Source organism: Allobosea sp. 05L423 (genome assembly GCF_056397745.1).
Window position 1 is genome coordinate 1 of sequence record NZ_JBFTOA010000035.1, and the last position, 9,482, is coordinate 9,482.

Annotated in this window: 12 protein-coding genes; 8 read left to right on the top strand and 4 right to left on the bottom strand. The window is 63.0% G+C overall.

Translation table 11 applies throughout. The features are described 5' to 3' along the window. The 3 genes from AC1DNE_RS30280 to AC1DNE_RS30290 all read right to left on the bottom strand — a co-directional run. The coding region (locus AC1DNE_RS30280; protein WP_476841365.1) for an amidohydrolase family protein at positions 1 to 230 on the bottom strand (230 nt) is incomplete at its 3' end. A gap of 101 nt (positions 231 to 331) precedes the next feature. Next, entirely contained in the window at positions 332 to 604 is a 273-nt protein-coding gene (locus AC1DNE_RS30285; RefSeq protein ID WP_441473945.1) for a XapX domain-containing protein, read from the bottom strand. Between the two features lie 250 nt (positions 605 to 854). Then, the gene (locus tag AC1DNE_RS30290; RefSeq protein WP_441473946.1) at positions 855 to 1,763 is read right to left on the bottom strand and encodes a LysR family transcriptional regulator; all 909 of its coding nucleotides are present in this window, start codon (positions 1,761 to 1,763) and stop codon (positions 855 to 857) included. 212 nt (positions 1,764 to 1,975) lie between these two features. Between AC1DNE_RS30290 and AC1DNE_RS30295 the strand changes: the two genes are divergently transcribed. Then, positions 1,976 to 2,341 carry a helix-turn-helix transcriptional regulator gene (locus AC1DNE_RS30295; RefSeq protein WP_441473954.1) on the top strand — a complete coding sequence of 122 codons (366 nt, stop codon included), beginning with the start codon at positions 1,976 to 1,978 and terminating at the stop codon, positions 2,339 to 2,341. Between the two features lie 69 nt (positions 2,342 to 2,410). On the opposite strand, the gene AC1DNE_RS30300 is transcribed toward AC1DNE_RS30295, so the two are convergent. Beyond that, positions 2,411 to 2,977, bottom strand: a complete 567-nt coding sequence (locus tag AC1DNE_RS30300) for a TetR/AcrR family transcriptional regulator (RefSeq protein WP_441473947.1) — start codon at positions 2,975 to 2,977, stop codon at positions 2,411 to 2,413. 134 nt (positions 2,978 to 3,111) lie between these two features. On the opposite strand from AC1DNE_RS30300, the gene AC1DNE_RS30305 reads away from it, so the two are divergent. The 7 genes from AC1DNE_RS30305 to AC1DNE_RS30335 form a co-directional block, all read left to right on the top strand. Further along, a complete protein-coding gene (locus tag AC1DNE_RS30305; protein ID WP_441473948.1) occupies positions 3,112 to 4,329 on the top strand; it encodes a YbfB/YjiJ family MFS transporter in 1,218 nt (405 codons plus the stop codon). Between the two features lie 181 nt (positions 4,330 to 4,510). Further along, positions 4,511 to 5,494 (top strand): TIGR03571 family LLM class oxidoreductase, encoded by a 984-nt coding sequence (locus tag AC1DNE_RS30310; protein ID WP_441473949.1) that lies wholly within the window; start codon positions 4,511 to 4,513, stop codon positions 5,492 to 5,494. Between the two features lie 21 nt (positions 5,495 to 5,515). After that, positions 5,516 to 6,340 carry an aldo/keto reductase gene (locus AC1DNE_RS30315; RefSeq protein ID WP_441473950.1) on the top strand — a complete coding sequence of 275 codons (825 nt, stop codon included), beginning with the start codon at positions 5,516 to 5,518 and terminating at the stop codon, positions 6,338 to 6,340. A gap of 13 nt (positions 6,341 to 6,353) precedes the next feature. Then, the gene (locus tag AC1DNE_RS30320) at positions 6,354 to 7,547 is read left to right on the top strand and encodes an MFS transporter (protein WP_441473951.1); all 1,194 of its coding nucleotides are present in this window, start codon (positions 6,354 to 6,356) and stop codon (positions 7,545 to 7,547) included. Between the two features lie 43 nt (positions 7,548 to 7,590). Continuing rightward, complete coding sequence (locus AC1DNE_RS30325; RefSeq protein WP_476767359.1) at positions 7,591 to 8,031, top strand: PPC domain-containing DNA-binding protein; 441 nt, start codon at positions 7,591 to 7,593, stop codon at positions 8,029 to 8,031. A gap of 159 nt (positions 8,032 to 8,190) precedes the next feature. Continuing rightward, on the top strand, positions 8,191 to 9,069 hold the full coding sequence (locus tag AC1DNE_RS30330) for a LysR substrate-binding domain-containing protein (protein ID WP_441473953.1): 879 nt from the start codon (positions 8,191 to 8,193) through the stop codon (positions 9,067 to 9,069). 207 nt (positions 9,070 to 9,276) lie between these two features. Next, the coding region (locus AC1DNE_RS30335; protein WP_476841366.1) for an ATP-binding cassette domain-containing protein at positions 9,277 to 9,482 on the top strand (206 nt) is incomplete at its 3' end.

Here is a 9,482-nt window from a genome sequence, read left to right on the forward strand (position 1 = left end):
TTCTTCAGCCCGCCGCGGATGATGTGCAGGTGGTTGTCGATCAGACCGGGCAACGCGCTGCGGCCCTTGAGATCGATGACCCTGGTGTTCGGCCCGGCATGGGCCATCACCTCGGCCTGCCCGCCGACCGCCAGGAAGACGCCGTCCTTGACCGCGACCGCGCTAGCCGTCGGATTGCCGCGATCGAGCGTGGTGAACCGGCCATTGGTGAGGATGAGATCAGCGGTCATCGGGCGAGATCCTTGACTCGGGGACTGTGCGGAGGCGCTGCCGAAGAGGCCGCTCAGCGCGCCTGCGGCAGCGCCTAAGGTGGTTTGACGACGCGTCGGCATCAGCTGCGCTCCTTTTGCGATGTCTCCTGCGAGGGTTGTCCGCCGCCTGGCAGATGGCCAAAGACATGCGGCTTGACTTGCTGGTGCCAGGAATGAGCCGCCGGAGCCTTCGCCCAGAGCCCGCGCAGGAGCGGCGGCAACTGCTCGCCGATCAGGATGCCGAGCAGGCCGACCAGCGCTATGACCGGCGGGGCCGGCGAGCGCACATTGATCAAGCTGTAGATCACGCCGACCAGGAGCCCGGCCCCCAACGACATCAGGTAGATCTTCATGCGGCACTCCGTTTTGCGCCTCCGCGACGCGTCAGGGTGACTATCCCTGGCCGCGATCAGTCGAAGGCAGAGTGCAAAAGGGGTTATTGCCCGTCTTGTCTGATTGCGCGCTCCGTTGCCGGATTTCGCGACGGCAGACGAACTGGCAAGAGCGTGAGCAAGCCGCTGGCTATGCTTGAACAGCCCTCATCCGCGCCCGCCGATCCCTGTCATCGCGGAACGAGCGAGGCCGCGGTACCGTTCGGTGGCACTATCGCGAAGCCTGCAGAAAGCCCTGGAGTCTCGGACAGACAAAATCGAGGAATGCACGAACCCGAAATGGCAGACGCGGGCCGCCCAAGTACAACGCGTGGATGAGTTCGCCATCGCTTTCGACGGCTTCGGACAGAACTTCCACCAACCGGCCTGCATTCAGATCGGCGCGAACATGATAGTCGGCGAGGCGGGCCAAACCGATCCCGGCTATGGCCATGCGACGCACGGTCTCGCCGTTGTTGGCGAGCAAAGAGCCGTTGACGGTCCGATCAACCACACGCCCGCTTTCCTTAAGTGGCCATACGGGAGCTGCTCGCCGGAAATTGAAGCCGAGGCAGTTATGAACCGCTAGTTCGTCAACAGCACGCGGCGTGCCATGACGTTCAAGATAATCCGGCGAGGCAACGATCTTGCGGTGCGCAACGCCGATCTTTCTGGCGATCATGGCCGATCCTTGCAAAGGGCCGACCCGAAACGCGACGTCCGTTCGATCGAGATAGAGATCGACGATTTCGTCCGACAGGGAAAGATCGACGGCGATTTTTTGGTGCTCATGCCAGAACGCCGGAAGAAGCGGTTCCAGACCCAAGACTCCAAAGGCGACCGAGGCATTAACCCGAACGGTGCCGCCCGAGCTGGCGACTCCCTGCGACAGGCTTCGTTCCACATCGTCGAGTTCCCCGATGAGAGCGAGACTTCGCTCGTAGTACACCTGCCCTTCCGCGGTTAACGACAAGCGCCGAGTCGAACGCTCCAAGAGGCGTACGCCGAGGCGGTTTTCGAGGCGGCCGATCAGCTTGCTCACGGTCGACGGAGTCATGAGCATCAGCCGCGCAGCCTCGGTAAAACTGCCCGCTTCGATCACGCGCGTGAACACCTGCATCTCGCCTGCTCGGTTGTCCATGGCGCTCTCCTTTTGTGAACCCATTTCACTTCTGAATTGGATTCGCAACGCATTATCATGTCGGGGAAACGGCGACATCCTGCTCGAATGTCTCAGTTTTCCAGCACGAGCAGATAGCGATGCCGAACAATTCCGGATTAGCACATCGATGCGAACAACGTGCCAAGGAAGTCATGTCGGCGAGGTGGTCATCGGACCTGACGGTTGCGCAGATGGCCCAGGAATGTTCGATGGCGCCGGCGGAATTTGAACATGCGTTCTGCGAGACAGCAGGAGTGTCGCCCCGCCGATACCTGGCTCAGATCAGAGTGACGGAAGCCAAGAAGCTGCTGCTCGAACCTCATCTGTCACTCACGGACGTAAGGGTGGTGTGCGGCTTCCGCTCCCAACGGGATTTCACGCGAAGCTTCATGCAATTGACAGGTAGAAGCCCTGCGGCTTGGCGACGGCATGGGATAGGCGTGGCCCGCCCGACGCTTCCGGCTCATCTGCGAGAATCGACAGCCGCTCGAACTCCGTCAGCGCCCCCCGACGGCGACGTATGGTCCGCGCGACATCAGGGTACGGTTTCAGCATAGCTGGCAAACCCGACGAGACAGCTTCAAAGACGCCAGCCGATCAACCGGAGAGACAAAGACAACATTGCTTCACCGTTCCATGATCAGTTCGATCAGCGCCTCGCTGTCCGATCTCAGCCGTTCGGGATCGTCGTAAATTCGTTCCAATACCACCATGCCGCGCGTGTGATTCACAAGGAGCCGCGCGGTGGCGTCGGGCGGCAACCGCAGCTTCTCCGCAGATTGCGTAAATCGGCTCGTCAGACACGCCTCCAAATCATCCATCTGGCGTTTCAACGCTTCGCGGATCTCGGGGCTGGCAGCCTCCTCGTCCGTCGCCGTTTTGGTGGTCAAGCACCCTCGCCTGCCTTCCCGGATCAGATCGATGCTGAACGCGAAAAGCTTGCGCAGGGCAGCGCGCAGATCCTCCTCCTCAAGTGCCTTGCGAACGCCCTCCATGTAGCGCTGCTGGTAGTGGCGATAGGCGTTGACGAAGAGGGCCCCCTTGCCACCGTAAGCGTTGTAGAGCGACCCCCGCTGGACACCCGTCGCGGCAGCGAGATCCTGCATCGAGGTCGCCGAGTATCCCCTCTCCCAAAACCGCTTGGCAGCTTCTGCCAGCACCCGATCTTCGTCGAACTGCCGCACTCCCGCCATCACGCACCTCCTGCTCGACATTGCTCGGAGCAAGATAAGAATGCTTGACACTATTGTCAAAGATGGCAGGCGCGCTATCTTTGACAGTGATGACAAAAATAGCCCGCCACGTCGGGTGTGAAGGAACCTGTGCCATGGTCACGATCAATTCCAGCGATCCGGAGAAAAGCATGCCCTGGGCGACCATGTTCGCGGGGCTGTCCGCCAGCATGATCGGAATCGGCCTGGCGCGCTTCGCCTACACGCCTCTCATTCCGCCTCTCATCGAGGCCGGATGGTTTTCCGCAGACAACGTAATCTATCTGAGCGCCGCCAATCTGGCCGGCTATCTGGCGGGTGCGCTGGTGGCCCGAAGGCTGGGCCGCCTGTTCGGGAACGTCATGGTCCTGAAGGCGATGATGCTTTTGACGGCCCTGGCCTTCCTCGCCTGCGCATTTCCCGTCTCGGTCGCCTGGTTCTTCGCCTGGCGTCTCCTGTCCGGCATAACCGGTGGCATCATCATGGTGCTCGTCGCGGCAACATTGCTGCCCAGCGTGCCGGCTCCGCGACGCGGGCTTGCCAGCGGCGCCATCTTTTTCGGGGTCGGAGTGGGGATCGCGGCTTCCGGAACCATCGTCCCGGCCCTGCTACATTGGGGGCTGTCCACGACGTGGGAAGGATTGGCCGCGATCTCTCTCACCTTGATCGTCCTGAGCTGGCGGGCCTGGCCTGCCAACGTCGTTGTCTCGCGCGCCGAAACCAAGGAAAGCCCGGCAAAACCGGCGCCGACTGGATTTGGCCCGAGTCTCCTCTACGTCCAATACGGCCTGATGGCGGTCGGCCTGGTCCCCGCGGTTGTCTTTCTGGCGGACTTCATCGCGCGCGGCCGAGATCTGGGGGCGAATACCGGCGCGATATTCTGGATCGTCTACGGCGTCGGCGCGATGTTCGGCCCCCTGCTCTACGGCCAGTTGGCGGACAGAGTTGGAAGCGCGAAAGCCGCGCGTCTGCTCCTGGCGGCTCAGATCGCTGCGCTGCTTCTGTTCGCGAGCTCGGCCTGGCTTGTCGCCGCCGCTATCGCAACCTGGGTCATTGGAACATTTCCGCCGGGAATCGTGCCACTCACCCTGCATAAGGTTCATCATATGATGCCCGACGATCACTGCGCCCAGGCAGCGGTGTGGAGCCGGGCGACCGTTGCGTTTGCAGCCTTTCAGGCGATAGCCGGTTACGGTTCATCCTGGTTGTTCGCTCATTCCAACGGAAATTACACACTGCTGTTTTTGGTCGGTGCCGGGGCTCTCGCCCTTGCCCTCGCCATGGAGTTCCTGAGTCCTGCGCTGAAGCGGCTCTCGCGAGCCAAGCAAGCCTGAAGACATCACCAGGAGCCGCTTGAGTTCAAAGCTCAAGCGGCTCCTGTTTTTCTTTCTTCGCATGAGTCGGACCTGATGAGGCGGGTATGGGTCGAGCGCCACCATCAATGAAACGGCTTCACAATTGATGTGGAGCGACACGTGCTTATCGGACCGGCCATGCGGATCTATGTCGTGAGGCATGACACAGCACTCAGCATTGGACCTGATCCGCAAACCGGGTCGGTTGACGCTTGGCCTGGAACTGCCTCTGGACAATGATTGGTCGCCGGCGGGTGAAGCCCGAAGGATCGCCGACTCCCGCCCCCGGGGCGTACCGGATGTACGGGAACAGACCGAACTGATCCGCCGGGCGGACGGCCTCGGCTTCGCGGCAGTCTGGCTGCGCGACGTGCCGGTCTTCGACCAGGTCAACATGGGCGACGCGGGCTCGGTCTATGACGTCTTCACGCAACTCGGTTTTCTCGCCGGTGTGACGCGCAATATGGCCCTCGGCACCGCTGCCGTCGTTCTGCCGATCCGCCATCCGCTCTTTACCGCAAAGGCTGCCGCCAGCGTCGACGCACTCTCGGGCGGGCGTCTGATCCTCGGGGTCGCCTCCGGGGACCGGCCGGTCGAATATCCCTTGCTCGGTCTCGATTTCGAGAAGCGCGGCGACGCCTTCCGCGAGGCTGTCGACTATCTTCGCACGGTCTGGCAACCCGGCGGAATCCCGGTGGGCGGGCGCAGGGATGCGAGCCTCGACTTGCTGCCGCGGCCCCTCCAGCCGACGATCCCGCTGATCGTGGCTGGACAGGCAAGGCAGGACGACGCCTGGCTGGCCGCCCATATGAACGGCCGCTTCGTCTATCCCGGCAGCGCCGAGAAACTCGCCGCGCAGGCCGCGCGCTGGCGCGCCGCCACCTCCGGACGCGGCATCTTCATCAGCGCTTTCCATCTCGATCTGCTTGAAGACGCCAACGCTCCCGCCGAGCCAATCCGCTTTGGTGCTCGCCTTGGCCGCAACGAATTGATCGCGAATCTGCGGGTGCTAGGCTCCGCCGGAATCGACCACCTCGCTCTCAACCTCAGGCAATCGTCGCGCCCTCCCCGTGAGGTCATCGACGAAATCGCGGCTGAAATCATTCCAGCGCTGACCGGCACCGAGCAGGTGCGGGCGGCCTAAACCACCCCAGGAGAACCTGACATGGACATTGTGAAGGCGCATGGCGCCGAGATTCCGGCGCTTGGTTTCGGCGTTTTCCGCATGTCGGATGCCGAGGTCGAGCGCGTCGTCCCAGCGGCGCTCGAAGTTGGCTTCCGCCATTTCGATACCGCTCAGATCTACGGCAACGAAGCGGCTCTCGGGCAGGCGCTGCAAGCAGCGGGCGCGCGCCGAGACGAATTGTTTCTGACCACCAAGGTCTGGGTCGACAACTACAGCCCGACGAAGTTCACGGCCTCGGTGGAAGAGAGCCTCGACAAGCTGAAGGTCGACCGCGTCGACCTGCTTCTGCTGCACTGGCCAGCGGACAAGGTCGCCATCGCCGACCAGGTCGCCATGCTCAACGCTGCGCAGAAAGCGGGCAAGACCCGCTTCGTCGGCGTCAGCAACCAGAATATCGCGCAGATGCGGGAGTCGGCGAAGTTGAGCAGCGCCCCGATCGTCACCAACCAAGTCGAGCTCCACCCCTATCTCGATCAGAGCAAGCTCATCGTCGCGGCCAAGGAAGCCGGCATCGTTCTGACCGCGTATTACGGCATGGCCGACGGCGCCGTGCCGCGCGATGCGGCCTTGCAGACGATTGGCGCACGCTACGGCAAGAGCGCCGCGCAGATCGTTCTGCGCTGGTTGGTCCAGCAGGGATTCGTCGCCCTGTCCAAGACGGCGAAGCCCGAACGCGTCGCGGAGAACATCGCGATCTTCGATTTCGCGCTGTCCGATGCGGACATGGCGGCCATCACACGGCTCGCCCGCCCCGATGGACGGCTGGTCGACCCGCCGGGTCTCGCGCCCGCCTGGGACGCATGAGGCGGAGGCGACCATGACTGCGACCACCTGCACCGCGCCCGTCGAGACGGCCGCCGCACCCCATGCACGCTGGGCGCTCCTTGCGCTCGCGATCGGCGCATTCGGCATCGGCACCACGGAGTTCTCGCCGATGGGCCTGTTGCCCGTCATCGCCGATGGCGTGAACGTCTCGATCCCAACCGCGGGATTGCTGATCAGCGCCTATGCGATCGGCGTGATGCTCGGCGCGCCGATCATGACGCTGGCCTTCAGCCGTTTCGGCAAGCGTACGGCGCTGATGCTGCTGATGGGGATCTTCGCTGTCGGCAATCTGATGTCGGCGCTGGCGCCGGGCTATATCACGCTCCTGCTCGCCCGCCTCGTCACCAGCCTCAACCACGGCGCATTCTTCGGACTCGGCGCGGTGGTGGCTGCGAGCGTCGTACCGAAGGAGAAGCAGGCGAGCGCGGTCGCCGCCATGTTCATGGGCCTGACCATCGCCAATATCGGCGGGGTGCCGGCAGCGACATGGGTCGGCCAGCAGATCGGCTGGCGGATGGCCTTCGCGGGGACAGCCGTGCTCGGGCTCGCGGCGATCACGGCGTTATGGTTCGCGCTGCCCAAGGGCGAGCCCGGGACGATTCCTGATATCCGTCGGGAGATGCGCGTGCTCACGCACCCCACGGTTCTTCTCGCGATGGCGACGACCGTGATGGGCGCGGGGGCGATGTTTACGCTCTACACCTATATCGCCCCCGCGCTCACAACCCTGACCGGAGCCTCGGACGGTTTCGTCACGCTCGGGCTCGTGTTGATCGGCGTTGGATTCACCTTCGGCAATGCTCTTGGCGGAAAGCTGGCCGACTGGGCGTTGGACGGCGCGACCAAGATCTTCCTCGGTGCGCTGGCAACGATCATGTTCGTGCTGCCCTTCCTGTTCGCGAGCCATGTCGGTGCGGCCGTCGGCCTGCTGGTTTGGGGAGCTGCGGCCTTTGCCATCGTGCCGCCGGTGCAGATGCGCGTGATGCAGGCGGCCTCCGAAGCGCCGGGCCTCGCCTCTTCGATCAATGTCGGGGCCTTCAACCTTGGCAATGCCCTCGGCGCTGCCGTTGGGGCCGGCGTCATCAGTCTCGGCCTCGGCTATGCAGCCATTCCGATCGCCGGTGGACTGCTCGCCACCACGGGCCTCGGGCTGGTCTGGCTCGGAACGAAACGTTCCCAGTCCTAGTCGACGCATTCATCTGCCAGCTTAAAAGTGAGGTTGGTCGCCCATGTCAGTGCCAGAGCCCAAACGCTATGTCCCGACACCCACGGGTTATCTCATGGTGCTCCGTCAGGGCGACGATGCGTTCGCCCGCCTTTCGTCCCTGATGCGCGAGGAGGCGATATCGTCGGCGACGATCCTCGGGTTCGGCTTTGCGGGTAGCGTGACGTTCGGCTTCTTTGACTTTGAGACGGGAAACTTTCGGCCCAGAACCATGGAGAATCTGGAGCTAACCAATCTTACCGGCAGCTTGGCCTGGAAAGACGGAGAGCCCTCGATCCACGCTCATGCGACCGGGAGCGACTATAGTTTCAAGGCTTTTGGTGGCCACCTCCTTGCACTGCAAATCGGCCGAGGGTCCTTGGAGTTGAGCGTTACACTTATGCCGATGCACCTTGAACGGCGTCTCGATCCAGCTATCGGCGCAAATGTGCTGCAGTTGACTTGAGGTCCGCCACATCGCTTGTCTCCATCTCAGCCAAAGCCGTTACAGAGCGAAGCAAAACCTCAGCGGGCACTAAAAGGTCCCAGTTGGCATTCCGAAGATCGGCTTTTCGGCACAATGTTGTAACCTGGACGCCTACGGATTCGACGGAGCGTATCAAGCTTGAACAGCCGTCAGATCGAAGTCTTTGCCGCTGTCATGAAAGCTGGCACGGTCTCCCGCGCCGCGGAAATTCTTGGAGTCACCCAACCTGGGGTCAGCCGGCTAATCGCGGAGCTCGAAAGGTCGCTGGGCTTCGCCCTGTTCGACCGGGTGCGCAATCGTATCGTGCCAACCCCCGAAGGACGAACCTTCTTCGCAGAGGTTGAGGCCAATTTCCGCGGCATGGACCGGTTGCGAGCGAGTGCCGCCCGCATCCGCGACTACGGAGCCGGCCAACTCAGGGTTGCGACGCTGTCGGCCCTGAGTTCCTCGATCGTCCCCAACGCCGTATTGCGCTTCCGCAGCCTGCGCCCCGATTCGACCGTCACGCTGATGGTCCTGCCCTCGCGGGACGTGCGGGACGGTGTCGCGTCCGGCATCTACGATGTCGGCCTTGCCGCCGACGAGATCGATGTCACCGGCGTCGTCCACCAGGTCTTCGTCCAGCCGCGAGCCCTTTGCGCCATGCCGCTCGGCCATCCGCTTGCCGAGCGCGAGGTGATCGGCCCACACGATCTCTCGGGCGTCGATTTCGTCGCCTACGTACCGGAGGATCGCGCCCGCCAGCGCTTCGACATGATCATGTCGGAAGCCGGGGCGGCGCCGCCCCGCGTGGTGGTCGAAACGATCTATGCCGCGACCGTCTGTGCGCTGGTCGCGCAAGGCGTCGGCGTCGGGTTGATCAGTCCGTATGCAATTGCCGGTCATGACCAGAGCCAGCTCGTGCTGCGTCCGTTCGAACCGCCGGTGCAGAGCCGCAGCTTTCTGATCCTGCCGCCGGACAGGCCCAAATCCGAACTCGTGCGCGACTTCATCGGCTGCCTGATGGAAGCGCGCTGAGATCATAACAACCGAGCATCGAGCTATGCCCTAGCTCGCATTGCACGGCTCCCCTTCCCAGTTATCCTCCCTGGAAACGCGCCAGAGACGCGATTTCGAGGGGTATCGATGAGTTCCACCATGCAGCAGGCCGCAAGGCCCGCGAGCGATGACGCACGCCCTGCGGGGCTGAAGCAGACCTCGTTAAACACGGCGACGGCGGTCGAGATGATCGGCGTGAACAAGTGGTACGGCGAGTTCCACGTGTTGCGGGACATCAACCTCAAAGTTCAGCGCGGCGAGAAGCTGGTCATCTGCGGCCCGTCCGGTTCGGGCAAGTCGACGATGATCCGCTGCATCAACCGGCTCGAGGAGCACCAGAAGGGCCAGATCATCGTCGATGGCACGGAGCTCACCAACGATCTCAAGAAGAT

Coding starts and splice junctions, on each gene's coding strand:
- AC1DNE_RS30285 (WP_441473945.1), bottom strand. CDS start 604: ATGAAGATCTACCTGATGTCGTTGGGGGCCGGGCTCCTGGTCGGCGTG.
- AC1DNE_RS30290 (WP_441473946.1), bottom strand. CDS start 1,763: ATGGACAACCGAGCAGGCGAGATGCAGGTGTTCACGCGCGTGATCGAA.
- AC1DNE_RS30295 (WP_441473954.1), top strand. CDS start 1,976: ATGGCCCAGGAATGTTCGATGGCGCCGGCGGAATTTGAACATGCGTTC.
- AC1DNE_RS30300 (WP_441473947.1), bottom strand. CDS start 2,977: ATGGCGGGAGTGCGGCAGTTCGACGAAGATCGGGTGCTGGCAGAAGCT.
- AC1DNE_RS30305 (WP_441473948.1), top strand. CDS start 3,112: ATGGTCACGATCAATTCCAGCGATCCGGAGAAAAGCATGCCCTGGGCG.
- AC1DNE_RS30310 (WP_441473949.1), top strand. CDS start 4,511: ATGACACAGCACTCAGCATTGGACCTGATCCGCAAACCGGGTCGGTTG.
- AC1DNE_RS30315 (WP_441473950.1), top strand. CDS start 5,516: ATGGACATTGTGAAGGCGCATGGCGCCGAGATTCCGGCGCTTGGTTTC.
- AC1DNE_RS30320 (WP_441473951.1), top strand. CDS start 6,354: ATGACTGCGACCACCTGCACCGCGCCCGTCGAGACGGCCGCCGCACCC.
- AC1DNE_RS30325 (WP_476767359.1), top strand. CDS start 7,591: ATGTCAGTGCCAGAGCCCAAACGCTATGTCCCGACACCCACGGGTTAT.